Below are 23,279 nucleotides of genomic sequence, written 5' to 3'. Positions count from 1 at the left end.
CACATCATCCGCGCGCGCGCCGCCATCCCCACACAACCAGCCGCCAGCCGAGCAGCGCCGCGACGATCGCCGCGTACAGCTTCGGCTGCGCGAGATCGTGCTTGCCGGCCTTCATCCACCAGAAATGCAACACGCCGAATAGCGCAACCGCATAGATTGCGCGATGCAGCGCCGCCCAGTGGCGGCCGAGCCTGCGCACCATCGCGAGCGGCGACGTCGCGGCCAACGGGATCAGCAATACGAACGCGGCGAAGCCGACGGTGATGAACGGCCGCTTGCCGACGTCCTTCAGGATTGCCATTGGATCGAACCACTTGTCGAACCAGATGTAGGTCATGAAGTGCAGCGTCGCATAGAAGAACGCGAACAGGCCGAGCATCCTGCGAAACCGCAGCAGCGCAGCGACGCCGGTCATGCGGCGCAGCGGCGTGACACCGAGCGTGATGCACAACATCACGAGCGTCCACAGGCCGGTCGAGCGCGTGACGAATTCGATCGGATTGGCGCCGAGCCGGTCGGTCACGCCGAACAGCACGACCCGTGCGAGCGGATACAGGCCGGCCGCGAACACCAGCACCTTGGCAGGCGCGACCCAGCGCGGCGCGGCCGCCGTCCGGGCGCCGCCCGGCCGCGGCGCCGCGGCGCGCGCGGGCGTGAGTGTCGATGGAGACATGTCGTTACTCACCGGTCGCGTCAGAAGAACCTCTTCAGGTCCATGCCCTGATACATCGACGCGACGAGGTCGCCGTAGCCGTTGAACATCAGTGTCTTGCGCTTCGGCGTGAAGAAGCCGTCCTCGCCGATGCGCCGCTCGGTCGCCTGGCTCCAGCGCGGGTGGTCGACGTTCGGATTCACGTTCGAATAGAACCCGTACTCGTTGCGCGCATAGGTGTTCCAGCTGGTCGGCGGCTGCTTGTCGACGAAGCGGATCTTCACGAGCGACTTCGCGCTCTTGAAGCCATACTTCCACGGCACGACGATCCGCACCGGCGCGCCGTTCTGGTTCGGCAGCACCTGCCCGTAGACACCCATCGTCAGCAGCGTCAGCGGATGCATCGCCTCGTCCATCCGCAGTCCTTCCGAATACGGCCAGTCGAGGATCGGCGTCGACAGGCCCGGCATCTGCGACGGATCCGCGAGCGTGATGAACTGCACGTATTTCGCGTTGCCGGTCGGCTGCACGCGCTTGATCAGCTCGGCAAGCGGCACGCCGATCCACGGAACCACCATCGACCAGCCTTCGACACAGCGCAGCCGATACACGCGCTCCTCGAGCGGCGCGAGCCTGAGCAGCTCGTCGAGGTCGAACACCTTCGGATGCTGCACTTCACCTTCGACGCTCACGCGCCACGGACGCGGGTGCAGCGTGCCGGCGTTTTGCGCCGGGTCGCCCTTGTCGGTGCCGAACTCGTAGAAGTTGTTGTAGGACGTGATGTCCTTGAACGCCGTCACCTTGTCGGCGACGACAAACTTCGGATTGGCTTTCGCGGCCAGTTTCGCTGCCCGCGCATCGGGCGACGCGTACGCGGCGAACGCCGCGCCGCTGCGGCCAAGCACCCCGCCGGCCACCGCGATGCCGGCCGCCTGCAGCACGCGCCGGCGGTTCTCGAATATCGCACGCGGCGTAATCTCGTTGCGCGGAATGTCGTCACCGCTCAACGCGCTCCGGAATGGCCGTTTGATCCACATCGTGCTGCTCCTCCTGCGTGCGCCTCTTGCACGCTCAATGCACGCTCCGTGCACGCTCCATGCGCGTTCGACCCGCTCGATCATGCGCCGTTCGACGCCCGGATCCCCCGCCCGTTACAAAAGAAAACCGCCGGGCACACTGTGCACCGGCGGTCTTTGGTCGGACGAGCGTCGCGAATCTTACAGCTTGCCGTAGCTGTGCAGCCCCGACAGGAACATGTTGACGCCGAGGAACGCGAACGTCGTGACGACGAGCCCGGTCAGCGCCCACCATGCGGCGGCCGTGCCGCGCAGGCCTTTCATCAGGCGCATGTGCAGCCATGCCGCGTAGTTCAGCCAGACGATCAGCGCCCAGGTTTCCTTCGGGTCCCAGCTCCAGTAGCCGCCCCATGCCTCGGCCGCCCACAGCGCGCCGAGGATCGTCGCGATCGTGAAGAACGCGAAGCCGACCGCGATCGACTTGTACATCACGTCGTCGAGCACGTCGAGCGCAGGCAGGCGATCGGCGAGCACGCCGCGCTCCTTCATCAGGTACGCGACCGACACCATCGCCGACAGCGCGAAGCTGCCGTAGCCGATGAAGTTCGCCGGCACATGGATCTTCATCCACCAGCTCTGCAGCGCCGGCACGAGCGGCTGGATCTGCTGTGCGTCGCGCGCGATCGAATACCACATCAGGAACCCCACCGCGGCGCTGATGATCAGCAGCACGAATGCGCCGAGCGCACGCGTGCCGTAGTGGCCTTCGTAGTACAGATAGAGCAGCGCGGTGATCAGGCTGAACAGCACGAACACTTCGTAAAGGTTCGACACCGGAATGTGGCCGACGTCGGTGCCGATCAGGTACGACTCGTACCAGCGCACCATCAAGCCGGTGAAGCCCATCAGCACCGCGACCCACGTGAGCTTCTGGCCGATCGCGCCGCCCGACTCCGCGCGCGCCAGCGTGCCGATCCAGTAGAAGATCGTCGCGAGCACGAACAGTGCGCTCATCCACAGGATTGCGGACTGGCTCGACAGGAAATACTTGAGGAAGAACGCCGAATCCGCGCGCGCGAGGTCGCCCTGGTAGATCTGGATCGACAGCAGCGCGAGCACCGCGATCGACGCCATCAGCAGCCGCGCGGGCTTCCAGCGCCAGCCGAGCGTGACGAGCGCCGGGACGGTGCCGATCAGCACCGCCTTGTCGTAGTAATCCATGTGTGCGTTGTAGTGCACGAACGCATAGCCCGCGCCGAGCACCAGCGCCAGTGCGAACAGCCAGTCGAGCGGCGACAGGCGCGCGAGGAACGGTCGGTCGTCGAACAGCGGCGCCAAAGCCGGGGCCTGGGACGACGCGTCACGGGCGGGAGAGACTTGAGTGAGATCCATGATGTTACCGGGTGGAATTCTCGGAACCGCCGCCAGCGGGCGGGCGGGAAGCCGATGCCGCACCAGCCGGCGCGGCATCGCGAGGGGCGGCGTGCAATGCGGCGCCGGCCGCGTCGCGCGTCTGCACGAATTCTTTCTCGAAATCGAAGGTCTTGCGGGCCGAGGACATCGCCATCACCACATCGACGCCGGAGCCGGCGTCCTTGAGCCAGAACCAGAGGCGCCGCTCGCGCACGTAGAACATCGAGAAGATGCCGGCGACGAGCAACAGGCTGCCAAGATACACCAGATTCTTGCCCGGCGCGCGCGTCAACTGAAATACCGAAGCTTGCACCTGCTTGAATGAGTCGAGCTGCAGATAGACCGGCGCACCATACAGGAAGCTGTCGGACAGCGCGTTGATCGCGCTCTGCACGAACCGCACCGAATCCGCGCCCTGCTGGGCCGGCGGCTCGCCGACGCGCTCGCGCGCGATCTGCCAGACCTCCCACATCGCGCCCTCGAGCATCCGCAGCATCAGGCTGGCCGCCTTCTCCTGCTCGGCCTTCGGCACCGAGCGGTCGATGAACGTCGCGACCGCCTGGAAGCCGCCCATCGGCTGGCCGTCGACGCCGCGCCCGGCACTGTCGTCGCTCGCCGCAAACAGGGTCAGCACCTTCACGGCGCTCTCCTGCAGACGGCCGCGCAGCGCCGCTTCGCTGCCCGGCAGCGAATGCTGCGCGAAGCGGGCCGCCGCCTCCGTACGCACCGCAGGATCCTCGAGCGCCGCGCGCACGCGCATCCATTCGCCGATCGAATCCTGGCTGTCCGCCGGAATCCGCATGTAGCGGAACGGATCGTTCGGGCTCGCACGCACGCCGGCGAGGAACACCCGCTCGCCGCCCATGTCGACCGGCAGCATGTAATTGTTGAACTCGCGCGCCTGGCCGTCCTTGCCGCGCACCTTGTATTGCACCGACGGGCCGATGTTGTGCAGTTGCATCGGCTTCGACGTCTTCGCGCCCGAGCCGAGCCGCTCGTCGAAGGCTTCTTTCAGCGATTCGGTCTTCGCGACGCCGCGCACGTCCGGCTTGCCGTTCGCGTCGGCCATGTTCTCGACGTTGATCGCACGGAAGTCGGAGAATTCGATCGTCTCGCCGCTGGCGCCCGGCAGCGGCACCGAGCTGCCGATCGTGCCCTGCAGCGGGAACGTCTTCGCGGTGTCGCCCATCATCGGGAACGCGGTCATCTGCATCTGTGAGCCGCCGTCCTGGAAGCTCGACTGGTAGATCGACACGCCCTTGTACGTGAACGGCTTGTTGACCTCGACGCGCGCCGGAATCTTCTTGCCGGTCTCGCGATCGATCACGACGATGTCGCTCGCGAACAGCTTCGGCATCCCGGTCGTGTAGTAGTCGACGATGAACTTGTTGAGCTGGATCGAGAACGGCAGGTCCTGGATCAGCGAGCCGTTCGGCTGGTTCAGGATCGCGGTCGACACGAACTGGCCTTCAGGCACCCACGCATAGCCGCGGAACGTCGGGTTCGACGCCGACAGCCGATGGTCGGGCGAGATCTCGCTGATCGTCGCGCTCGTGTTGACGGGGCTCTTGCCGAACATCCACATCTGGAATTTGATCGGCAGGTTGCTGTCGAGCAGGCCGCCGATGCAGATCACGACGATCGCGAGATGCGCGGAGATGTAGCCCCATTTCGTCAGCGCGCCGCGCTTCGCGGAGATCAGCGTCGCGCCGTCGGTTTCGCGCACGACGTGCTTGTAGCCGGCCTTCGCGACGAACGCGGCGAGCGTCGCGGTTGCCGCCGCGCGCGTGCCGCTCGCCGCATATTCGGCCTTGTGGTGGAATGCGCGCAGGCTGCCTTCGCGCACCTTGTCCTTCCAGCTCTTCGCATCCTTGAGCATCTTCGGCGCATTGCGGATCACGCACAGCGAGATCGACACGACGAGGAAGATCAGGATCAGCATGAACCACCACGCGCTGTACACGTTGTACAGGCCGAGCGAACGGAAGATGTCCGCCCAGAACGGCCCGAACTGGTTCACGTAGTTCGGATACGGGTCGTCCTGGGTCAGGACGGTGCCGACGATACTCGCGATCGACAGCACCACCAGCAATGCGATCGCGAAACGCATCGAGCTCAACAGCTCGACTGCGCGCTTCGTGGCGCCCTGGCCCGACTTCGACTGCAACCCCGACGTGGTAACGCTCATTCAAACTCCGACTGACAACAAAAAAGGGCAAGGCGGCCGCAACGATGCGGCGCCCCACCCTTTTCTTGTTCTGACGCCGACCGCCCTTCGGGCGCCCGGCCACTCCGTCCGCGACTGACGCTCAGCGCAGGCCGGCGATGTAGTCCGCCACGGCCTTGATCTCGCTGTCCGACAGTCGCGATGCGATCTGATGCATCGCCTCGTTGTTGTTACGGGCGCCAGCCCCCTGCTGGAACGCCGTCAACTGGGCAACCGTGTAATCCGCCCATTGGCCCGACAGACGCGGATACTGGACGGGCATCCCCTGCCCCGTCGGCCCGTGGCAACTCGCACACGCGGGCACCCCCTTGTCCGCGATGCCGCCGCGGTAGATCTTCTGCCCGAGCGGCACGGTCGCCGCGTCATGCGCGGTGCCGAGCTTCGTCGTCTGCGAACCGTAATACGCGGCGACGTTGCGCATGTCGTCGGGGCTCAGCGCGCTCGCGAAACCCACCATCACGGCATTGGTGCGCGCCGGCCCCTTCGCGCCCGACTGGGCCTTGAAGTCGTTCAGCTGCTTGACCAGATACTCGGGATGCTGGCCCGCAAGCTTCGGAAAACTGCCCGACGCGCTGTTGCCGTCGGCGCCATGACACGCTGCGCAAACCTGTCCCGCGATCGCCTTGCCGCGGTCCAGATCCGGCTTTGCCGCATCTGCCGCTGTTGCCTCTGCTACGAAACCTACGAGCCCTGCTGCAAACTGAAGCACCATCAGAGACTTGCACAGTCGATTCATTCGCACACCCTGTTTCGTCTTGTGGGAATTTGAGGTTCTGCAATAAACGACGGCGATCAGTCTACCGCAGAAGCCGCAGAAGCGCGCGAGACGGGCGCCCGGGGCCTTCGGTAAAACCGTCGTATTGTACAATATCGTGCTGAAAGCCCCCGCGCCTATCGGGGCTACCCCGCCTCCACCAAGCGGCTCGCGCCGCCCGTCCGTCCCCGGTTCCCATGGCCTTTCTGCTCCATCAAGCCCGCTTCTACACGACCGTCAACCACCTGCGCGACCTGCCGCCGACGGTGCAGCCGGAAATCGCGTTCGCGGGCCGCTCGAACGCCGGCAAATCGACGGCGATCAACGTGCTGTGCAACCAGAAACGGCTCGCGTTCGCGTCGAAAACGCCCGGCCGCACGCAGCACATCAACTACTTCTCGGTCGGCCCGGCGGCCGAACCCGTCGCGAATCTGGTCGACCTGCCCGGCTACGGCTACGCGGAAGTGCCCGGCGCCGCGAAGGCGCACTGGGAAATGCTGCTGTCGACCTACCTCGCGACCCGCTCGCAGCTGTGCGGCCTGATCCTGATGATGGATTCCCGCCGTCCGCTGACCGACCTCGATCGCCGGATGATCGAGTGGTTCGCGCCGACCGGCAAGCCGATCCACACGCTGCTGACGAAGTGCGACAAATTGACGCGCCAGGAAAGCATCAACGCGCTACGGACGACGCAGAAGGGGCTCGATGCGTATCGCGACTCAGGCGTCGAAGGCAAGCTGACGGTCCAGCTGTTCTCCGCACTCAAGCGCACGGGGCTCGACGACGCGCACGCGCTGATCGAGAGCTGGCTGCGGCCGTCCGTCGCCGACGAAAATGCCGAGCCTGTAGCAAAATGACTGGGCAACGCGCGGCCGGGAAACGGCGGCGCGCACCTGACAGTGCCTGCGATTCGACCGGCGCATAAAAAAACCCGCCGTTTAACGGCGGGTCAAACAGCCTAATCGAATAACGACAGGCACCCGCTCAGGGAGGAGAAGCGGGGAGCGTCACGCAAGGCGTGCCGCTCGATCGCTATCATATACCAACGCTCCAGAAAATAACCTAAGGGTTCCGTAAGGCCCTTATTGTCCTGATTTCTGCCCAACTGCCATGAGCTTCCATCCGCTTCATCGTCCGCGCCGGATGCGCCGCGACGATTTCTCCCGCCGCCTGATGCGCGAAAACCGCCTGACCACCGACGACCTGATCTATCCGGTGTTCGTCGTCGACGGTACGAACGAGCGCCAGCCGGTGCCGTCGATGCCGGGCGTCGAGCGCGTGTCCGTCGACTTGCTGATGCACGTCGCCGAGCAATGCGTCGAGCTGGGCGTGCCGGTGCTGTCACTGTTCCCGGCCATCGAGCCGTCGCTGAAGACGCCCGACGGCCGCGAGGCGGCCAACCCCGAGGGCCTGATCCCACGCGCGGTGCGCGAGCTGAAGAAGCGCTTCCCCGAGCTCGGCGTGCTGACCGACGTCGCGCTCGATCCGTACACGAGCCACGGCCAGGACGGCGTTCTCGACGAAAACGGCTACGTGATCAACGACGACACCATCGAGATCCTGATCGAGCAGGCGCGTGCGCAGGCCGAGGCCGGCGTCGACATCGTCGCACCGTCGGACATGATGGACGGCCGCATCGGCGCGGTCCGCGAAATGCTCGAAAGCGAAGGCCATATCCACACGCGCATCATGGCTTATTCGGCCAAGTACGCGTCGGCGTTCTACGGCCCGTTCCGCGACGCGGTCGGCTCGGCCTCGAATCTGGGCAAGGGCAACAAGATGACCTACCAGATGGATCCGGCGAACAGCGACGAAGCGCTGCGCGAAGTGCGCCTCGATATCGAGGAAGGCGCGGACATGGTGATGGTCAAGCCCGGCATGCCGTACCTCGACATCGTGCGCCGCGTGAAGGACGAGTTCCGCTTCCCGACCTACGTGTACCAGGTGAGCGGCGAATACGCGATGCTGAAGGCCGCTGCGATGAACGGCTGGCTCGATCACGACAAGGTCGTGCTCGAATCGCTGCTCGCATTCAAGCGTGCCGGCGCCGATGGCGTGCTGACCTATTTCGCGCTCGACGCCGCGCGACTGCTGAAGGCCCAGCGCTGATCCGCAGCGCCTTCGCGCACAAAGCGAAACGGCGGCGCACTTCGGTGCGTCGCCGTTTTTTCTTGCCTGTCGCTTCGCATGCGGAGCAGGCGTCCGCCCGTTTCGGTCGCCGCGGCGGTGGGTGTTCACCGCGCATCGCGGGGGCCGCCTCACAGCCTCACCGCCTCGAGGCCCGGCGCGCGTGCCGGTCACACCGACGGCACGGCCGCGCGATCGAGACTGCGCAGGAACGTATCCGCGGCCTGATAGCCGACCACCCGGCCGATTTCGTTGCCATTACGGTCGAAGAAGATGATTCCCGGCGGCCCGAACAGGTTGAAGCGCTTGAGCAGCGCCTGATCGTCCGGGTTGTTCGCGGTGACGTCCGCGCGCACCAGGTGCAGTTGCGCGAGCCGCGCCTGCACGCGCGGATCGGTGAACGTCAGATGCTCCATTTCCTTGCAGCTCACGCACCAGTCGGCGTAGAAGTCGAGCATCACCGGACGGCCTGAAGCCTTCAGCAACGCATCCAGATCGGCATTCGACCCCACCGATGCAAAGGCCGGCCCGTCCTGCGCGGCGGACGCTCCGCCTGCGGGCGCACCCGAGACGGACGCGGTCGTACGCGCGGCGAGCACCGCCAGCGGCTTCACCGGGTCGGTCGACCCTGCGGCCAGCCCGACGAGCAAGGCCGCCGCCCAGATCGTCAGCGCTGCGCCGAGCCCGCGCCCGAGCCGCCGCCAGATGGACGACGTGCCCGCATGCGGCGTGAACAGCCCCAGCGCCGCGGCTGCAATCAGCAGCCACAGCGCGGCCAGCACCATCTTGAACGCGCCGCCGAGCACCGGCCAGACGATCCACAGTGCGGCCGCGAGCAGCACGATGCCGAAGAACACCTTCACGCTGTCCATCCACCCGCCCGCCCGCGGCAGCAATGCGCCCGCGCCGACGCCGACGACCAGCAGCGGCACGCCGAGCCCGAGCCCCATCGCGAACAGCGCCGCGCCGCCGAGCAGTGCGTTGCCGGTATGAGCGATGAACGCGAGCACCGCGAACAGCGGCGCCGTCATGCAGGCGCCGACGACGAGGGCCGACAGCGCACCCATTGCCGCGACCGCGACGAAGTGCCCGCCCTTGCGGCCGCTCGACGCGTCCGCGGCGCCGTTTTGCCAGCGCTGCGGCAACGCGATATCCACGCCCGAAATCAGCGACACCGCAAACGCCGTCAGCAGCACGCCGAAGCTGCCCAGCACCCACGGATTCTGCAGCCACGCGCCGAGGCTCTGCCCGACCAGCGCGGCGGCGACGCCGAGCGCCGTGTAGACGAGCGCCATGCCGACCACGTACGTCAGCGACAGCGCAAAGCCGCGCGCATGGGTCGCGCGCGTGCCCTGGCCAATGATGATCGCCGACACGATCGGGATCATCGGGTACGAGCAGGGCAGCAGGCTCAGCACGACGCCCGCGACGAAATACAGTGCGACGATCGTCAGGAACCCGTGCCCCTCGAGCAGCGACTGCGTGTATTCGGCGCTCGTGACCTTGTCGAACCAGTTGCCGGCCGCGGCATCCTGGCCCGAACGCGGCGCGGCCGTTGCCGCGCCCAGCGCGTCGCCGCCGACTTTCACGACATGCTCGGCGGGCGGATAGCAGATGCCCTCGTCCGCACAGCCCTGCGACGTCACGGTGAGCTCGAACGGCCCGGCCGCCTGCTTGACCGGCACATGGATCACGAGATCGCCGCGATAGGTCTCGACGTCCTTCTGGAACGTCTGATCGAACTTCACGTGACCGGCCGGCAGTTGCGGTTCGCCGAGCGTCGCCTGCCCGCTCTTGACCGCGAATGCGAACCGCTCCCGATACAGGTAATAGCCGTCGGCGATCCTGAAGCGCACGTCAACCTGTCCGGGCGATTCGCTCGAACTGAACTTGAACGCGACCGACGGATCGAGGAAATCGTCGGCGGCGCGGGCGAGCGACATCCCGCCCATCACGATCGCGAGCGCGAACGACAGCAGGAACGCGAAGAATCGCAGCGCGTCGACACGCGCGCGAACAGCCATACCGTTAAACATGAAATAGACGTTGAGTTTCGCTGGTCACCCATTGGCCGTATGCCGGCGACGCGGCAGCCTGCCAGGAGACGATTTCAGGGGTGTCGTAAGGATGGTGCGACTGGATGAAGCGTTCCAGCTCCAACGAGCGCACCGGGCTCGTCTTGAACAGCAGTTGGATCTCTTCGGCCGTCTCGACCTTGCCTTCCCAGTGATAGCGCGACCGGATCGTACCGAGCTGCGACACGCAGGCCGCAAGCCGCGCGGCCAGCGCGCCGTCGGCGAGCGCGTCGGCGGTTGCCGCATCCGGTACCGTCGTCAGCATCAGCACCACGACCATTCGCGCACCTCCAGTTTCGTCCGCCGGCGCATTCACCAGCTGTTTGCCACGTATCGTAGCGCACCCGGCACGATGGTGCCGGCGGCCCGACTGCGGCAATCGACCACACCCCCGTCGACCGCATTCCGCGCCATCAAGCAAAAAGGGCCAAGCGATTGCTTGACCCTTTTTTGTTACTGCGACGTGCCCGGAAGCTTATTCAGCTTCTTGCACGTTTTCCGTTTCGTCGACTTCCGGACGATCCATCAGTTCGACCAGAGCCATCGGTGCGTTGTCGCCGACGCGGAAGCCGAACTTCAGGATGCGCAGGTAGCCGCCCGGACGGTTCGCGAAACGCGGACCGAGCACGTCGAACAGCTTCGCGACCGAGTCACGATCGCGCAGGCGGTTGAATGCCAGGCGGCGGTTCGCGAGCGACGGCTTCTTGCCGAGCGTGATCAGCGGCTCGACGACTTTACGGAGTTCCTTCGCCTTCGGCAGCGTCGTCTTGATGACTTCGTGCTCGATCAGCGAGTTGGACATGTTACGGAGCATAGCCAGACGGTGGCTGCTCGTGCGGTTCAGTTTCCGCAGACCATGACGATGGCGCATTTCAGTTTCCTTGATTCAAAGTTTTGATCCAGCTCTTCTATCGCACCCCAACGGGTGCACGGGCCGGTAACAGAAAAAAGCAAGATGCGGATTCTAAAAGAAAATCCGCATCTTGACCAGTTACAACAGCAACCGGGCTTACTTGTCGAGACCAGCCGGCGGCCAGTTCTCGAGCTTCATGCCCAGCGTGAGACCGCGCGAAGCGAGCACTTCCTTGATCTCGTTGAGCGACTTGCGACCGAGGTTCGGCGTCTTCAGCAGCTCGTTTTCCGTGCGCTGGATCAGATCGCCGATGTAGTAGATGTTCTCGGCCTTCAGGCAGTTCGCCGAACGAACCGTCAGCTCGAGATCGTCCACCGGACGCAGCAGGATCGGATCGATCTGCGGCGCACGCGACGGTGCTTCGGCTGCCGTTTCCGTGCCTTCCAGTGCCGCGAACACGGACAGCTGGTCGACCAGGATACGCGCCGATTGGCGGATCGCTTCTTCCGGGGTGATCACGCCGCTCGTTTCGATGTTCATCACGAGCTTGTCGAGGTCGGTGCGCTGTTCGACACGTGCGCTTTCGACTGCGTAGCTCACGCGGCGAACCGGCGAGAACGACGCGTCGAGGACGATGCGGCCGATGATCTTGGCCGTGTCTTCGCCATAGCGACGGACGTTGCCCGGCACGTAGCCGCGACCCTTCTCGATCTTGATCTGCACGTCGAGCTTGCCGCCCTTCGACAGATGCGCGATCACGTGATTCGGGTTGATGACTTCGCAATCGTGCGCCAGCTCGATATCGCCGGCCGTGACGACGCCTTCACCTTCCTTGCGCAGGGTTACCGTCACTTCGTCGCGGTTGTGCAGCTTGAACACCACGCCCTTCAGGTTCAGCAGCAGGTTGACGACGTCCTCTTGCACACCATCAAGCGTCGAATACTCGTGCACCACGCCCGCGATCGTCACTTCGGTCGGCGCGTAGCCCACCATCGACGACAGCAGCACGCGGCGGAGCGCATTGCCCAAGGTGTGGCCGTAGCCACGCTCGAACGGCTCCATGACCACCTTCGCATGGTTCTCGCCCAGCGATTCCACGGCGATGATCTTGGGTTTCAACAAACTGGTTTGCATAGGTTTTCCTTTTCAATACCCTCGGCTCGTTACACCGATAAGGCTGACCGGTAACACCCTGAAAATAAACAGCCGAGGCTACCCCTTGCTGCACGCAATCGGGGTACCTCGGCCGTCAATCGGATTAACGCGAGTACAATTCGACGATCAGGCTTTCGTTGATGTCGCCGGCGATGTCGGCGCGTTCCGGCATTTGCTTGAACGTACCTTCGAACTTCTTCGCATCGACTGCAACCCAGCTCGGCATGCCGCCTTGCTCGGCCAGCGACAGCGCTTCGACGATACGCGCCTGCTTCTTCGCCTTTTCGCGGATTGCGACCACGTCGCCAGCCTTCACTTGCTGCGACGGGACGTTCGCGACGACGCCGTTCACGGTGATCGACTTGTGGCTCACCAGCTGACGCGCTTCAGCGCGGGTCGAGCCGAAGCCCATGCGATACACGACGTTGTCGAGGCGCGACTCGAGCAGTTGCAGCAGGTTTTCACCCGTGTTGCCCTTGCGGCGGTCGGCTTCGGCGAAGTAGCGGCGGAACTGACGCTCCAGCACGCCGTAGATGCGCTTGACCTTCTGCTTTTCACGCAGCTGCGTGCCGTAGTCGGACGTACGTGCGCCCGAGATACGGCCGTGCTGGCCCGGCTTGCTGTCGAGCTTGCACTTGTCGGCGAGCGAGCGGCGTGCGCTCTTCAGGAACAGGTCGGTGCCTTCACGGCGGGACAGCTTGGCCTTGGGGCCGATATAACGTGCCACTTTGCATTCCTTTATCAATCATTCACGCGGACAGGATCCGCGCTAGTTCGCGCCCTTTGGGGCGAACGGTGGGCTTAGTCAATCAAAAAAGCACAGCCCGTCGACGCTAAGCGGCGACAGGCATTGCGCCAGCACATCGTTAGATGCGGCGACGCTTCGGCGGACGGCAGCCGTTGTGCGGAATCGGAGTGACGTCCGAAATCGCGGTGATCTTGATGCCGAGGCCGTGCAGTGCGCGCACTGCCGACTCACGACCCGGGCCCGGGCCCTTGATCCGCACTTCCAGATTCTTCACGCCGTATTCCATCGCCACGCGACCGGCCGACTCAGCAGCAACCTGAGCAGCGAACGGCGTCGACTTGCGCGAGCCTTTGAAGCCCTGGCCGCCCGACGTCGCCCATGCCAGTGCATTGCCCTGGCGATCGGTGATCGTGATGATCGTGTTGTTGAACGACGCGTGAACGTGAACCACGCCTTCAGCGACGTTCTTCTTAACCTTCTTGCGAACGCGTTGCGCCGCGGTGTTCGAAGCCTTAGCCATTACGTTTTCCTGTAACTGTCAGTTCCGCTTACTTCTTCAGCGCTTGCGCTGCACGACGCGGACCCTTGCGAGTACGTGCGTTCGTACGCGTACGCTGACCGCGCATCGGCAGGCCCTTGCGATGGCGAACGCCACGGTAGCAGCCGAGATCCATCAGGCGCTTGATGTTCATCGTCACTTCACGGCGCAGATCGCCTTCGACGACAAACTTGCCCACTTCTTCACGCAGCTTTTCAAGGTCTGCGTCGGTCAGATCCTTGACCTTCTTCGAAAAATCGACGCCAGCTGCCACGCAGATGCTGCGCGAACGGGTGCGGCCGATACCGAAGATAGCCGTCAGGCCAATTTCGGTATGCTGGTGATTCGGGATGTTAACCCCTGCGATACGAGCCATTGTTTTTCCTCAAACAAAAAGCGCAAACAAACGCGCGGTCAGCCTTGGCGCTGCTTGTGGCGCGGATCCGAGCTGCAGATCACGCGAACGACGCCTTTGCGCTTGATGATCTTGCAATTGCGGCAAATGCGCTTAACCGATGCCATCACTTTCATGATATTACCCTTTTTTCAAATCACTTCGCCCGGAACACGATCCGCGCACGCGACAGATCGTAAGGCGTCAATTCAACCGTCACCTTGTCGCCCGGGAGAATGCGGATGTAGTGCATCCGCATTTTTCCGGAGATATGCCCCAACACGACATGGCCGTTCTCCAGCTTCACGCGGAAGGTAGCATTCGGGAGGTTTTCGATCACCTCACCCTGCATCTGGATTACATCGTCCTTGGCCATAGGTCCTTTTTACCGCGTTGGGATGTTGCCGCCCTTGAAGTTGGCCTTCTTGAGCAGTGACTCATACTGTTGCGACATAACGTACGACTGCACCTGCGCCATGAAGTCCATCGTGACGACGACAATGATCAGCAGCGACGTTCCACCAAAATAAAACGGCACGTTCCAGCGCAGCACCAGGAATTCCGGCAGCAGACACACGAAGACGATGTAGATCGCACCGGCCAGCGTCAGACGCGTGAGGATGCGGTCGATATATCGTGCGGTCTGCTCACCCGGACGGATGCCCGGAACGAACGCGCCGCTCTTCTTCAGGTTGTCCGCGGTTTCCCTGCTGTTGAACACCAGTGCGGTGTAGAAGAAGCAGAAAAACACGATTGCCAGCGTGTACAGCAGCACATAGACCGGCTGGCCCGGCTTCAGCGCCTCCGCCACGCCATGCAGCGTATTGGAGAACCAGCTTCCCGACGGCTGACCCGTACTGAACCAGCCGAGAATCGTTGCCGGGAACAGGATGATCGACGACGCGAAGATCGGCGGAATCACGCCCGACATGTTCAGCTTCAGCGGCAGGTGGGACGACTGCCCGCCATAGATCTTGTTGCCGACCTGGCGCTTCGCGTAGTTCACGAGGATCTTGCGCTGACCGCGTTCGATGAACACGACCAGGTAAGTCACCGCAGCAATCAGGACGACGATGATGATCGCCGAAATGATGCTCATCGAACCCGTACGCACCAGCTCGAACAACCCACCGACGGCATTCGGGAACCCTGCTGCGATCCCGCCGAAGATGATGATCGAGATACCGTTGCCCAGACCTCGCTCGGTGATCTGCTCACCCAGCCACATCAGGAACATCGTGCCGGTCACCAGCGTCACGACCGTCGTCAGCCGGAACAGCATGCCGGGATCGATGACGAGGCCCGGCTGGTTTTCCAGCGCAGCCGCGATACCGAACGCCTGGAAGGTCGCGAGCACCACGGTGAAATACCGCGTGTACTGCGTGATCTTCCGTTGCCCTGCCTGCCCTTCCTTCTTCAGCGCTTCGAGCTGCGGCGAGACAATCGCCAGCAACTGCATGATGATCGACGCCGAGATGTACGGCATGATCCCCAGCGCGAAGATCGTGAAGCGGGAAAGCGCGCCACCCGAGAACATGTTGAACATGCCAAGGATGCCGCCCGCCTGGCTCTGGAACAGCTTCGCCAGTTGATCCGGATCGATGCCAGGCACGGGAATGTGCGCGCCGATGCGATAGACGATCAGCGCCAGCAGCAAGAACATTGCACGCCGGCGCAGATCGCCGAACTTCGCCGTGCTTCGACCGGGTTTTGCAAGACTCGGGCTGTTAGCCAAGTACTTTCTCCGATGCAAATGCTAGAGACGACGCGCTAGGCGTGTCACTCGGCAAACGAACCGCCAGCCGCTTCGATCGCAGCGCGCGCACCCTTGGTGGCGCCGAGACCCTTCACGACGATCTTGCGCTTCAGTTCGCCCGTGGCGATGATCTTCGCGCTCTTCGTCAGCTCGCCGACCAGGCCGGCTTGCTTCAGTGCGAGCAGATCGACTTCATCGACCGGCAGCTTCTCGAGGTCGCCCAGACGCACTTCACCGACGAATTCCTTCGTCAGCGACGTGAAGCCGCGCTTCGGCAGACGACGTTGCAGCGGCATCTGACCGCCTTCGAAGCCGACCTTGTGGAAGCCGCCCGAACGCGATTTCTGACCCTTGTGACCACGGCCAGCCGTCTTGCCGAGGCCCGAACCGATGCCGCGGCCGACGCGACGCTTGGCGTGCTTGGCGCCAGCGGCCGGCTTCAGGTTATTCAATTCCATATCAACTCCTTGATCCGTAGGGCCGCTTACGCGATGACCTTAACGAGGTACGAGACCTTGTTGATCATGCCGCGGACCGCCGGCGTGTCCTGCAGCTCGCTGACCGAATTGAGTCGGCGCAGGCCCAGGCCACGCACGGTCGCGCGGTGCGATTCGCGGGTCCCGATCAGGCTCTTGACGAGCTGAACCTTGACAGTTTTTTCAGACATGGTGACCACCCGGGCTTAGCCCAAAATATCTTCGACGGACTTGCCGCGCTTCGCCGCGATGTCTGCCGGGGTGGACTGCTTGCGCAGGCCGTCCAGCGTCGCACGGACGAGGTTGTACGGGTTCGTCGAACCGTGGCTCTTGGCCACGACGTTCTGAACGCCCATCACGTCGAACACTGCGCGCATCGGGCCGCCGGCGATCACACCGGTACCGTCCTTCGCCGGGGCGAGGAGGACAGCCGATGCGCCGTGCTTGCCGTGCACTTCGTGTTGCAGCGTGCCGTTCTTGAGCGGCACCTTGAACATGTTGCGGCGAGCTTGTTCCATTGCCTTCTGGACAGCAACCGGCACTTCCTTCGCCTTGCCCTTGCCCATACCGATGCGGCCATCGCCGTCGCCAACCACGGTCAGTGCGGCGAAGCCGAGAATACGGCCACCCTTCACGACCTTGGTCACGCGGTTGACCGAAATCATCTTTTCACGAAGGCCGTCGTCGCGCTCGTCAGCCTGAACTTTCGCTTGCATCTTTGCCATGACGAATTCCTTCCTTAGAACTTGAGCCCAGCTTCGCGAGCTGCCTCAGCCAGCGCCTTGACGCGGCCATGGTAGCGGAAGCCCGAGCGGTCGAAGGCGACGGATTCGATGCCGGCGGCCTTTGCCTTCTCGGCAATACGCTTGCCGATCAGCGTCGCAGCAGCAACGTTGCCACCCTTGCCCGACTTGTCGGCGAGCTCGGCGCGCACTTCCGCTTCGAGCGTCGACGCGCTGGCCAGCACCTTGGTGCCGCAGGGCGAGAACACTTGAGCGTAGATGTGCGTGTTCGTGCGATGCACGGCGAGACGCGCGACCTGCAGCTCAGCGATCTTGATACGCGTCTGGCGAGCGCGGCGCAGGCGAGATTGAGTCTTATCCATGATTGCGCACCCTTACTTCTTCTTCGTTTCTTTGAGGATCACAACCTCGTCGGAATAGCGCACGCCCTTGCCCTTGTACGGCTCCGGCGGACGGTAGCCGCGGACTTCCGCTGCCACTTGACCGACTTGTTGCTTGTTGATCCCCTTGATCACGATTTCGGTTTGCGTCGGGGTTTCAGCCTTGACGCCTTCCGGCATCTGGTGCACCACCGGGTGCGAGAAACCCAGCGACAGGTTCAGCTTGTCGCCTTGCGCTTGCGCACGATAACCAACGCCAACCAGCGTCAGCTTGCGCTCGAAACCCTTGGTCACGCCGTGCACCATGTTCGCGATCAGCGCGCGCATCGTGCCCGACAGTGCATTTGCTTCGCGGCTTTCGTCCGCCGGCGACAGATTCAGCACGCCGTCGTTGTTCGCCACGTTCACGAGCGGGTTGACCGCTTGCGTGATGGTGCCCAGCGGGCCCTTGACGGTGATTGCACCGTCGGCCAGCTTGACTTCCGCGCCTTGCAGCGCGATCGGGCTCTTACCTACTCGAGACATGTTTCTCTCTCCTCGGCTTTAAGCGACGTAGCAGATGACTTCGCCGCCGACGCCCGTAGCGCGCGCCTTGCGGTCGGTCATCACGCCCTTCGGCGTCGACACGATTGCCACGCCGAGGCCGTTCATGACCTGCGGAATGTCGTTACGGCCACGGTACACGCGCAGGCCAGGCTTCGACACGCGTTCGATGCGCTCGATGACCGGACGGCCAGCGTAGTACTTCAGCGCGATGTTCAGTTCGGACTTCGCACCTTCCGCCTTCACGGCGAAATCGTCGATATAGCCTTCGTCCTTCAGGACTTGCGCGATTGCAACCTTGACTTTCGACGAGGGCATCGACACCGATACCTTCTCGACCATCTGCCCGTTGCGGATGCGAGTCAGCATATCGGCGATAGGATCACTCATGCTCATTTATGTTTCTCCTATTACCAGCTCGCCTTGGTCAGGCCAGGAATCTCGCCACGGAATGCGATTTCACGAATCTTGTTGCGCGCGAGGCCGAATTTGCGGAACGTGCCACGCGGACGGCCCGTGATCGCGCAGCGGTTGCGCTGGCGGGTCGGGTTTGCGTTGCGGGGCAGTTGCTGCAGCTCCAGGCGTGCTTCGTAGCGCTCTTCTTCCGACTTGCTTTGGTCTTCGATGATCGCCTTCAGCGCTTCGCGCTTTGCTGCGAACTTCGCGACCAGGCGGGCGCGCTTCTTTTCACGTTCGATCAGTGCCAGTTTAGCCACGGTAACCTCAGTTTCTGAACGGGAACTTGAAGCTGGCGAGCAGTGCCTTCGCTTCGTCGTCGGTCTTCGCGGTCGTCGTGATGCTGATGTTCAGCCCACGCAGCGCGTCGATCTTGTCGTAATCGATTTCGGGGAAAATGATCTGCTCTTTCACACCGATGTTGTAGTTGCCGCGGCCATCGAAAGCACGGCCCGACACACCGCGGAAGTCACGCACGCGGGGCAGGGCAACGGTCACGAAGCGGTCGAGGAATTCATACATCGCGCGGCCACGCAGCGTCACCATCGCGCCGATCGGGTAGCCCTGGCGGATCTTGAAACCTGCGATTGCCTTGCGTGCCTTCGTCACGACCGGCTTCTGACCAGCGATCTTCGTGAGGTCGCCAACGGCGTTCTCGATGATCTTCTTGTCAGCGACAGCCTCACCAAGACCCATGTTCAGCGTGATCTTGGTGATGCGCGGCACTTCCATGACCGACTTGTAACCGAACTTCTCGATCAGGCCGGGCACAACCTTTTCTTTGTAAAACTCTTGAAAACGAGCCATTTTTTACTCCGCTGCGTCAGGCGCTCAGTACGGCACCGGTCGTCTTCAGGAAGCGAACCTTCTTGCCTTCCTCGACCTTGATGCCAACACGCGACGCCTTGCCATTCGCGTCGACCAGTGCGACGTTCGAGATGTGCAGGGGCATCGTCTTCGCTTCCACGCCACCCGTCGTACCCTTCATCGGGTTGGGCTTCACATGCTTCTTGACGAGATTGATACCTTCAACCGTCACATGCTCGGCACCGACGGCCAGCACGACACCGCGCTTGCCCTTGTCCTTGCCTGCGACGACGATGACTTCGTCACCTTTGCGAATCTTGTTCATCGCGACTCCTTACAGCACTTCCGGCGCCAGCGAAACGATCTTCATGAATCGTTCGCTACGCAGCTCACGCGTGACCGGCCCGAAAATACGGGTGCCGATCGGCTCGAGCTTGTTATTCAAAAGCACAGCGGCGTTGCCGTCGAACTTGATCAGCGAGCCGTCTTGACGGCGAACGCCCTTGGCGGTGCGGACCACCACGGCGTTGTAGATTTCGCCTTTCTTCACACGCCCGCGCGGCGTTGCCTCTTTGACGCTCACCTTGATGATGTCGCCAATGCTGGCATAACGACGCTTCGAGCCGCCGAGCACCTTGATGCACATGACTTCACGCGCACCCGTGTTGTCGGCTACTTCAAGCCGAGATTCGGTCTGGATCATGGTTTGTCTTTCCCAACTTAATCCGGATGCACCACCATGATGCATACGGTCAGTCTTGGTCCCGTCAGCCAATCGGCTGCTTGGGTTGGAACAGCAGCGACGGCAAACGAAACCCGCCATCGCAATTCGGTGAATCTTTCGGAGCAGGCTGGCGCCCGTCCGCTTCCCCCACCAATTTCGCCCGCGACGGGGCTCCCATAAAGAGGGAAGACCGAGATTATAACAAATAATCCCGGTCGCGCAAGCAAAAACTTTGCGATTTCAAGCACTTCGTTGCCGAAGTGCCTGTTACTGCCTGCCCGCTCAGATCACGCGGGCTGCCTCGACGAGACGCGACACCGTCCAGGCCTTCGTCTTCGAAACAGGACGGGTTTCCTGGATTTCGACGAGATCGCCTTCGTTGCAGGTGTTCGCTTCATCGTGCGCGTGGTACTTCTTCGAGCGCACGACATACTTGCCGTAGATCGGGTGCTTGACGCGGTGCTCGATCAGCACGGTGACGGTCTTGTCCATCTTGTTGCTGACGACCCGACCGACCAGCGTCCGCTTCAGCGAGGTTTTCACGCTATCGTTCATTTCTGGTTCGCCTTCTGAGTCATGACGGTCCGCACACGTGCGATGTCGCGACGAACCTTCTTCAGCTGGCTCGTGTTCGTGAGCTGCTGGGTCGCGAGTTGCATGCGCAGGCCGAATTGCGCCTTCAGCAGGTCCGCCAGCTCCTTGTTGAGCGCGGCCTGGTCTTTCTGGAGAAGTTCGGAAGCCTTCATGTTTTCTCCTTAGGCGCCGAGCTGACGCACGATGAACGCCGTCTTCAGCGGCAGCTTCGCTGCAGCCAGACGGAACGCTTCGCGTGCCAGTTCTTCGGTAACGCCGTCCATTTCATACAGCATCTTGCCCGGCTGGATCTCTGCGACGTAGTACTCCGGGTTACCCTTACCGTTACCCATACGCACTTCCGCCGGCTTTTGCGAGATCGGCTTGTCCGGGAAGATACGGATCCAGATGCGGCCGCCACGCTTGATGTGACGCGTCATGGCACGACGCGCCGCTTCAATTTGACGCGCGGTCAAACGGCCGCGACCGATCGCCTTCAGGCCGAAGTCACCGAACGACACTGCGTTGCCGCGCGTCGCCTTGCCGGTGTTACGACCCTTCTGCTCTTTGCGATACTTCCTGCGTTTCGGTTGCAGCATCGTTATTCTCCAGTCTTGCCGTCTTCCGGCTTGCCGGCGCCACGGCGCGGTGCGCCACGGCGAGCACCCGGAGCGCCGCCTTCGCCGTCACGGCGCGGACGACGGTCGCCCGGGCGCGCATTGCGACGCGGACGCTTGTCTTCGGCTACTTCTTCCACCACCGGTGCGTCGTTGCGGCCAAGGGTATCGCCCTTGTAAACCCACACCTTGACGCCGATGATCCCGTAGGTCGTCTTCGCTTCCGAGGTCGCGTAGTCGATATCGGCACGCAGCGTGTGAAGCGGCACGCGACCTTCGCGATACCACTCCGTACGAGCGATTTCGATACCGTTCAGACGGCCGGCGCTCATGATCTTGATGCCCTGGGCACCCAGACGCATCGCGTTCTGCATCGCACGCTTCATCGCGCGGCGGAACATGATCCGGCGCTCGAGCTGTTGCGTGATCGAGTCAGCGATCAGCTGAGCATCGGTTTCCGGCTTGCGGATCTCTTCGATGTTGACGTGAACCGGAACGCCCATGCGGCGTTGCAGTTCCGTCTTCAGCAGTTCGATATCCTCGCCCTTCTTGCCGATGACGACACCCGGACGCGAGCTGAAAATCGTGATGCGCGCGTTCTTTGCCGGACGCTCGATGACGACGCGGCCGACCGAAGCGTTCTTCAGCTTCTTCTTCAGGTATTCACGAACACCGATGTCTTCCTGCAACATCGCCGCGAAATTGTTGTTGTTCGCGTACCAACGCGAAGCCCAATTGCGGCTGACAGCCAGGCGGAAGCCAGTCGGATGAATTTTCTGTCCCATCGTATGGCTCCTTAATTCCCGACCGTCACAGTGATGTGACAGGATTGCTTCTCGATGCGGTTGCCGCGGCCCTTGGCGCGCGCGGTGAACCGCTTGAGCGATGCAGCCTTGTCGACGTAGATGCTCTTGATCTTGAGCTCGTCGATATCGGCGCCTTCGTTGTGCTCCGCATTCGCGATTGCCGACAGCACAACCTTCTTCACGATGCCAGCCGCCTTCTTCGGCGAGAACGTCAGAACGTTCAGCGCCTTGTCGACCGGCAAACCGCGGATCTGGTCAGCCACAAGGCGCGTCTTCTGCGCCGAGATGCGGGCACCGCGATGAATTGCTTTCACTTCCATCTTGATTGCCCCTTATTTCTTGGCCTTCTTGTCGGCCGCGTGACCCTTGAACGTACGGGTCAGTGCGAACTCGCCAAGCTTGTGGCCGACCATGTTTTCCGAGATGTACACCGGAACGTGTTGACGGCCGTTGTGAACAGCGATCGTCAGACCGATGAAATCCGGCAGAATCGTCGAACGACGCGACCAGGTCTTGATCGGCTTCTTGTCACGCGAAGCTGCAGCCGCCTCAACTTTCTTCAGCAAATGGGCGTCGCAGAACGGACCTTTTTTAACAGAACGTGCCATTGCCTACTCCTTAACGCTTGTGACGGCGCTGGACGATCATCGTCGTCGTGCGCTTGTTGCTGCGGGTGCGGTAACCCTTCGTCGGCGTGCCCCACGGGCTCACCGGGTCACGACCTGCAGCCGTCTTGCCCTCACCACCACCGTGCGGGTGATCAACCGGGTTCATTGCAACGCCACGCACCGTCGGGCGGATACCGCGCCAGCGGTTCGCGCCTGCCTTGCCGATCTGGCGGAGGCTGTGCTCTTCGTTGCCCACTTCACCGATCGTTGCACGGCACTCGATGTGCACGCGGCGGATTTCGCCCGAACGCAGACGAACCTGCGCGTAGACGCCTTCGCGCGCCAGCAGCATGGCCGACGTACCGGCCGAACGCGCCATTTGCGCGCCCTTGCCCGGCAGCATCTCGATGCAGTGGATCGTCGTACCGACCGGAATGTTGCGGATCGGCAGCGTGTTACCTGCACGGATCGGCGCTTCCGAGCCCGACATCAGCTGCTGGCCAACCGTCACGCCCTTCGGCGCGATGATGTAGCGGCGCTCGCCGTCTGCGTACAGCACCAGCGCGATGTTCGCGCTACGGTTCGGGTCGTACTCGAGACGCTCGACCTTTGCCGGGATGCCGTCCTTCGTGCGACGGAAATCGACCATACGGTAGTGCTGCTTGTGACCACCGCCCTTGTGACGGGTGGTGATGTGGCCGTTGTTGTTACGGCCGGCGGTCGAGCTCTGCGTGTCGAGCAGCGCTGCGAACGGCTTGCCCTTGTGCAGATTCTTGTTGACCACCTTGACCATCGCGCGGCGACCCGGCGATGTCGGCTTAACTTTCACGATTGCCAT

General features: G+C 62.9%; 34 protein-coding genes. 2 read left to right on the top strand and 32 right to left on the bottom strand.

From position 1 onward, the window contains the following. Window positions 1–4: 4 nt before the first annotated feature. The 5 genes from msrQ to DID96_RS10785 form a co-directional block, all read right to left on the bottom strand. Window positions 5–673 carry a protein-methionine-sulfoxide reductase heme-binding subunit MsrQ gene (gene msrQ, locus DID96_RS10805; protein WP_124599322.1) on the bottom strand — a complete coding sequence of 223 codons (669 nt, stop codon included), beginning with the start codon at window positions 671–673 and terminating at the stop codon, window positions 5–7. Between the two features lie 20 nt (window positions 674–693). Further along, complete coding sequence (msrP, locus tag DID96_RS10800; RefSeq protein ID WP_124599321.1) at window positions 694–1,689, bottom strand: protein-methionine-sulfoxide reductase catalytic subunit MsrP; 996 nt, start codon at window positions 1,687–1,689, stop codon at window positions 694–696. A 180-nt stretch (window positions 1,690–1,869) separates the two neighbouring features. Then, window positions 1,870–3,060: a c-type cytochrome biogenesis protein CcsB gene (ccsB, locus tag DID96_RS10795; protein ID WP_124599320.1), complete on the bottom strand. Its 1,191-nt coding sequence runs from the start codon at window positions 3,058–3,060 to the stop codon at window positions 1,870–1,872. Window positions 3,061–3,064: 4 nt separating this feature from the next. Beyond that, window positions 3,065–5,269 (bottom strand): cytochrome c biogenesis protein ResB, encoded by a 2,205-nt coding sequence (locus DID96_RS10790; RefSeq protein ID WP_124599319.1) that lies wholly within the window; start codon window positions 5,267–5,269, stop codon window positions 3,065–3,067. A 121-nt stretch (window positions 5,270–5,390) separates the two neighbouring features. After that, window positions 5,391–6,044, bottom strand: coding sequence for a cytochrome c (locus DID96_RS10785; protein ID WP_124599448.1), 654 nt, complete (start codon window positions 6,042–6,044; stop codon window positions 5,391–5,393). A gap of 215 nt (window positions 6,045–6,259) precedes the next feature. Between DID96_RS10785 and yihA the strand changes: the two genes are divergently transcribed. Then, window positions 6,260–6,919 (top strand): ribosome biogenesis GTP-binding protein YihA/YsxC, encoded by a 660-nt coding sequence (gene yihA, locus DID96_RS10780; RefSeq protein ID WP_124599318.1) that lies wholly within the window; start codon window positions 6,260–6,262, stop codon window positions 6,917–6,919. A 253-nt stretch (window positions 6,920–7,172) separates the two neighbouring features. Then, window positions 7,173–8,171, top strand: coding sequence for a porphobilinogen synthase (hemB, locus tag DID96_RS10775; RefSeq protein WP_124599317.1), 999 nt, complete (start codon window positions 7,173–7,175; stop codon window positions 8,169–8,171). 188 nt (window positions 8,172–8,359) lie between these two features. On the opposite strand, the gene dsbD is transcribed toward hemB, so the two are convergent. From dsbD to rplB, 27 genes are all read right to left on the bottom strand, one after another. After that, window positions 8,360–10,225: a protein-disulfide reductase DsbD gene (gene dsbD / locus DID96_RS10770; RefSeq protein WP_124599316.1), complete on the bottom strand. Its 1,866-nt coding sequence runs from the start codon at window positions 10,223–10,225 to the stop codon at window positions 8,360–8,362. Then, window positions 10,218–10,544 carry a divalent-cation tolerance protein CutA gene (gene cutA / locus DID96_RS10765; protein ID WP_124599315.1) on the bottom strand — a complete coding sequence of 109 codons (327 nt, stop codon included), beginning with the start codon at window positions 10,542–10,544 and terminating at the stop codon, window positions 10,218–10,220. Before cutA ends, dsbD begins: the two co-directional genes overlap by 8 nt. Window positions 10,545–10,739: 195 nt before the next feature. Next, on the bottom strand, window positions 10,740–11,135 hold the full coding sequence (rplQ, locus tag DID96_RS10760; protein ID WP_124599314.1) for a 50S ribosomal protein L17: 396 nt from the start codon (window positions 11,133–11,135) through the stop codon (window positions 10,740–10,742). A 138-nt stretch (window positions 11,136–11,273) separates the two neighbouring features. Beyond that, a complete protein-coding gene (locus DID96_RS10755) occupies window positions 11,274–12,251 on the bottom strand; it encodes a DNA-directed RNA polymerase subunit alpha (RefSeq protein WP_006765411.1) in 978 nt (325 codons plus the stop codon). 124 nt (window positions 12,252–12,375) lie between these two features. Continuing rightward, window positions 12,376–12,999 (bottom strand): 30S ribosomal protein S4, encoded by a 624-nt coding sequence (gene rpsD, locus DID96_RS10750; protein WP_124599313.1) that lies wholly within the window; start codon window positions 12,997–12,999, stop codon window positions 12,376–12,378. A gap of 139 nt (window positions 13,000–13,138) precedes the next feature. Beyond that, complete coding sequence (rpsK, locus tag DID96_RS10745; RefSeq protein WP_004197937.1) at window positions 13,139–13,540, bottom strand: 30S ribosomal protein S11; 402 nt, start codon at window positions 13,538–13,540, stop codon at window positions 13,139–13,141. 28 nt (window positions 13,541–13,568) lie between these two features. Continuing rightward, window positions 13,569–13,934, bottom strand: coding sequence for a 30S ribosomal protein S13 (gene rpsM / locus DID96_RS10740; protein WP_006400641.1), 366 nt, complete (start codon window positions 13,932–13,934; stop codon window positions 13,569–13,571). Window positions 13,935–13,972: 38 nt separating this feature from the next. Then, entirely contained in the window at window positions 13,973–14,089 is a 117-nt protein-coding gene (gene rpmJ, locus DID96_RS10735) for a 50S ribosomal protein L36 (protein ID WP_004199844.1), read from the bottom strand. 20 nt (window positions 14,090–14,109) lie between these two features. Further along, window positions 14,110–14,328 carry a translation initiation factor IF-1 gene (infA, locus tag DID96_RS10730; protein WP_004521905.1) on the bottom strand — a complete coding sequence of 73 codons (219 nt, stop codon included), beginning with the start codon at window positions 14,326–14,328 and terminating at the stop codon, window positions 14,110–14,112. 9 nt (window positions 14,329–14,337) lie between these two features. Beyond that, window positions 14,338–15,687, bottom strand: a complete 1,350-nt coding sequence (gene secY / locus DID96_RS10725; RefSeq protein WP_124599312.1) for a preprotein translocase subunit SecY — start codon at window positions 15,685–15,687, stop codon at window positions 14,338–14,340. Window positions 15,688–15,731: 44 nt separating this feature from the next. Then, window positions 15,732–16,166, bottom strand: coding sequence for a 50S ribosomal protein L15 (gene rplO / locus DID96_RS10720; RefSeq protein ID WP_059759907.1), 435 nt, complete (start codon window positions 16,164–16,166; stop codon window positions 15,732–15,734). Window positions 16,167–16,192: 26 nt separating this feature from the next. After that, on the bottom strand, window positions 16,193–16,375 hold the full coding sequence (gene rpmD, locus DID96_RS10715; RefSeq protein WP_006400644.1) for a 50S ribosomal protein L30: 183 nt from the start codon (window positions 16,373–16,375) through the stop codon (window positions 16,193–16,195). Window positions 16,376–16,390: 15 nt separating this feature from the next. Then, window positions 16,391–16,909, bottom strand: a complete 519-nt coding sequence (gene rpsE, locus DID96_RS10710) for a 30S ribosomal protein S5 (RefSeq protein WP_008343875.1) — start codon at window positions 16,907–16,909, stop codon at window positions 16,391–16,393. A 14-nt stretch (window positions 16,910–16,923) separates the two neighbouring features. Next, a complete protein-coding gene (gene rplR, locus DID96_RS10705) occupies window positions 16,924–17,289 on the bottom strand; it encodes a 50S ribosomal protein L18 (RefSeq protein WP_006400645.1) in 366 nt (121 codons plus the stop codon). Between the two features lie 12 nt (window positions 17,290–17,301). Then, window positions 17,302–17,832 carry a 50S ribosomal protein L6 gene (gene rplF / locus DID96_RS10700; protein WP_124599311.1) on the bottom strand — a complete coding sequence of 177 codons (531 nt, stop codon included), beginning with the start codon at window positions 17,830–17,832 and terminating at the stop codon, window positions 17,302–17,304. A gap of 18 nt (window positions 17,833–17,850) precedes the next feature. Then, a complete protein-coding gene (gene rpsH / locus DID96_RS10695) occupies window positions 17,851–18,246 on the bottom strand; it encodes a 30S ribosomal protein S8 (protein ID WP_011350677.1) in 396 nt (131 codons plus the stop codon). Between the two features lie 14 nt (window positions 18,247–18,260). Then, window positions 18,261–18,566 carry a 30S ribosomal protein S14 gene (gene rpsN, locus DID96_RS10690; protein ID WP_006400648.1) on the bottom strand — a complete coding sequence of 102 codons (306 nt, stop codon included), beginning with the start codon at window positions 18,564–18,566 and terminating at the stop codon, window positions 18,261–18,263. A gap of 7 nt (window positions 18,567–18,573) precedes the next feature. Further along, complete coding sequence (gene rplE, locus DID96_RS10685) at window positions 18,574–19,113, bottom strand: 50S ribosomal protein L5 (RefSeq protein WP_004202757.1); 540 nt, start codon at window positions 19,111–19,113, stop codon at window positions 18,574–18,576. 16 nt (window positions 19,114–19,129) lie between these two features. After that, window positions 19,130–19,438, bottom strand: a complete 309-nt coding sequence (rplX, locus tag DID96_RS10680; protein WP_017333544.1) for a 50S ribosomal protein L24 — start codon at window positions 19,436–19,438, stop codon at window positions 19,130–19,132. A gap of 9 nt (window positions 19,439–19,447) precedes the next feature. After that, window positions 19,448–19,816 (bottom strand): 50S ribosomal protein L14, encoded by a 369-nt coding sequence (rplN, locus tag DID96_RS10675; RefSeq protein WP_004197951.1) that lies wholly within the window; start codon window positions 19,814–19,816, stop codon window positions 19,448–19,450. Between the two features lie 303 nt (window positions 19,817–20,119). Continuing rightward, window positions 20,120–20,392 carry a 30S ribosomal protein S17 gene (gene rpsQ, locus DID96_RS10670; protein WP_006752928.1) on the bottom strand — a complete coding sequence of 91 codons (273 nt, stop codon included), beginning with the start codon at window positions 20,390–20,392 and terminating at the stop codon, window positions 20,120–20,122. Next, window positions 20,389–20,583 carry a 50S ribosomal protein L29 gene (gene rpmC / locus DID96_RS10665; protein WP_006400652.1) on the bottom strand — a complete coding sequence of 65 codons (195 nt, stop codon included), beginning with the start codon at window positions 20,581–20,583 and terminating at the stop codon, window positions 20,389–20,391. The genes rpsQ and rpmC overlap by 4 nt, the downstream gene beginning before the upstream one ends. A 9-nt stretch (window positions 20,584–20,592) precedes the next feature. Then, window positions 20,593–21,009, bottom strand: coding sequence for a 50S ribosomal protein L16 (gene rplP / locus DID96_RS10660; RefSeq protein WP_006752927.1), 417 nt, complete (start codon window positions 21,007–21,009; stop codon window positions 20,593–20,595). A 2-nt stretch (window positions 21,010–21,011) separates the two neighbouring features. Then, window positions 21,012–21,812: a 30S ribosomal protein S3 gene (gene rpsC / locus DID96_RS10655; protein WP_006400654.1), complete on the bottom strand. Its 801-nt coding sequence runs from the start codon at window positions 21,810–21,812 to the stop codon at window positions 21,012–21,014. Window positions 21,813–21,823: 11 nt separating this feature from the next. After that, window positions 21,824–22,153, bottom strand: coding sequence for a 50S ribosomal protein L22 (rplV, locus tag DID96_RS10650; RefSeq protein ID WP_004199272.1), 330 nt, complete (start codon window positions 22,151–22,153; stop codon window positions 21,824–21,826). A 12-nt stretch (window positions 22,154–22,165) separates the two neighbouring features. Next, window positions 22,166–22,441, bottom strand: coding sequence for a 30S ribosomal protein S19 (gene rpsS, locus DID96_RS10645; RefSeq protein ID WP_004199273.1), 276 nt, complete (start codon window positions 22,439–22,441; stop codon window positions 22,166–22,168). 10 nt (window positions 22,442–22,451) lie between these two features. Further along, window positions 22,452–23,279, bottom strand: a complete 828-nt coding sequence (rplB, locus tag DID96_RS10640; RefSeq protein WP_124599310.1) for a 50S ribosomal protein L2 — start codon at window positions 23,277–23,279, stop codon at window positions 22,452–22,454.

The sequence above is a fragment of the Burkholderia sp. Bp8963 genome (assembly GCF_003854275.1).
Classification (GTDB): Bacteria; Pseudomonadota; Gammaproteobacteria; order Burkholderiales; family Burkholderiaceae; genus Burkholderia.
The sequence above is the reverse complement of the archived record's forward strand: the minus strand, read 5'-3'. Positions and strand labels throughout refer to the sequence as shown.

Excerpts from the sequence above, each read along its gene's own strand:
- rpsH (WP_011350677.1), bottom strand. The coding sequence starts at position 18,246 with ATGAGCATGAGTGATCCTATCGCCGATATGCTGACTCGCATCCGCAAC.
- infA (WP_004521905.1), bottom strand. The coding sequence starts at position 14,328 with ATGGCCAAGGACGATGTAATCCAGATGCAGGGTGAGGTGATCGAAAAC.
- DID96_RS10755 (WP_006765411.1), bottom strand. The coding sequence starts at position 12,251 with ATGCAAACCAGTTTGTTGAAACCCAAGATCATCGCCGTGGAATCGCTG.
- rpsQ (WP_006752928.1), bottom strand. The coding sequence starts at position 20,392 with ATGAACGATAGCGTGAAAACCTCGCTGAAGCGGACGCTGGTCGGTCGG.
- dsbD (WP_124599316.1), bottom strand. The coding sequence starts at position 10,225 with ATGTTTAACGGTATGGCTGTTCGCGCGCGTGTCGACGCGCTGCGATTC.
- rpsC (WP_006400654.1), bottom strand. The coding sequence starts at position 21,812 with ATGGGACAGAAAATTCATCCGACTGGCTTCCGCCTGGCTGTCAGCCGC.
- rpsK (WP_004197937.1), bottom strand. The coding sequence starts at position 13,540 with ATGGCTAAGGCTTCGAACACCGCGGCGCAACGCGTTCGCAAGAAGGTT.
- msrQ (WP_124599322.1), bottom strand. The coding sequence starts at position 673 with ATGTCTCCATCGACACTCACGCCCGCGCGCGCCGCGGCGCCGCGGCCG.
- rplP (WP_006752927.1), bottom strand. The coding sequence starts at position 21,009 with ATGCTGCAACCGAAACGCAGGAAGTATCGCAAAGAGCAGAAGGGTCGT.
- yihA (WP_124599318.1), top strand. The coding sequence starts at position 6,260 with ATGGCCTTTCTGCTCCATCAAGCCCGCTTCTACACGACCGTCAACCAC.
- rplE (WP_004202757.1), bottom strand. The coding sequence starts at position 19,113 with ATGGCTCGTTTTCAAGAGTTTTACAAAGAAAAGGTTGTGCCCGGCCTG.
- cutA (WP_124599315.1), bottom strand. The coding sequence starts at position 10,544 with ATGGTCGTGGTGCTGATGCTGACGACGGTACCGGATGCGGCAACCGCC.
- rplO (WP_059759907.1), bottom strand. The coding sequence starts at position 16,166 with ATGGAATTGAATAACCTGAAGCCGGCCGCTGGCGCCAAGCACGCCAAG.
- DID96_RS10785 (WP_124599448.1), bottom strand. The coding sequence starts at position 6,044 with ATGAATCGACTGTGCAAGTCTCTGATGGTGCTTCAGTTTGCAGCAGGG.
- rplB (WP_124599310.1), bottom strand. The coding sequence starts at position 23,279 with ATGGCAATCGTGAAAGTTAAGCCGACATCGCCGGGTCGCCGCGCGATG.
- rplN (WP_004197951.1), bottom strand. The coding sequence starts at position 19,816 with ATGATCCAGACCGAATCTCGGCTTGAAGTAGCCGACAACACGGGTGCG.
- rpsS (WP_004199273.1), bottom strand. The coding sequence starts at position 22,441 with ATGGCACGTTCTGTTAAAAAAGGTCCGTTCTGCGACGCCCATTTGCTG.
- ccsB (WP_124599320.1), bottom strand. The coding sequence starts at position 3,060 with ATGGATCTCACTCAAGTCTCTCCCGCCCGTGACGCGTCGTCCCAGGCC.
- msrP (WP_124599321.1), bottom strand. The coding sequence starts at position 1,689 with ATGTGGATCAAACGGCCATTCCGGAGCGCGTTGAGCGGTGACGACATT.
- rpmC (WP_006400652.1), bottom strand. The coding sequence starts at position 20,583 with ATGAAGGCTTCCGAACTTCTCCAGAAAGACCAGGCCGCGCTCAACAAG.
- rplF (WP_124599311.1), bottom strand. The coding sequence starts at position 17,832 with ATGTCTCGAGTAGGTAAGAGCCCGATCGCGCTGCAAGGCGCGGAAGTC.
- hemB (WP_124599317.1), top strand. The coding sequence starts at position 7,173 with ATGAGCTTCCATCCGCTTCATCGTCCGCGCCGGATGCGCCGCGACGAT.
- rplV (WP_004199272.1), bottom strand. The coding sequence starts at position 22,153 with ATGGAAGTGAAAGCAATTCATCGCGGTGCCCGCATCTCGGCGCAGAAG.
- DID96_RS10790 (WP_124599319.1), bottom strand. The coding sequence starts at position 5,269 with ATGAGCGTTACCACGTCGGGGTTGCAGTCGAAGTCGGGCCAGGGCGCC.
- rpmJ (WP_004199844.1), bottom strand. The coding sequence starts at position 14,089 with ATGAAAGTGATGGCATCGGTTAAGCGCATTTGCCGCAATTGCAAGATC.
- rpmD (WP_006400644.1), bottom strand. The coding sequence starts at position 16,375 with ATGTCTGAAAAAACTGTCAAGGTTCAGCTCGTCAAGAGCCTGATCGGG.
- rplX (WP_017333544.1), bottom strand. The coding sequence starts at position 19,438 with ATGAACAAGATTCGCAAAGGTGACGAAGTCATCGTCGTCGCAGGCAAG.
- rpsE (WP_008343875.1), bottom strand. The coding sequence starts at position 16,909 with ATGGCAAAGATGCAAGCGAAAGTTCAGGCTGACGAGCGCGACGACGGC.
- rplR (WP_006400645.1), bottom strand. The coding sequence starts at position 17,289 with ATGGATAAGACTCAATCTCGCCTGCGCCGCGCTCGCCAGACGCGTATC.
- rplQ (WP_124599314.1), bottom strand. The coding sequence starts at position 11,135 with ATGCGCCATCGTCATGGTCTGCGGAAACTGAACCGCACGAGCAGCCAC.
- rpsM (WP_006400641.1), bottom strand. The coding sequence starts at position 13,934 with ATGGCTCGTATCGCAGGGGTTAACATCCCGAATCACCAGCATACCGAA.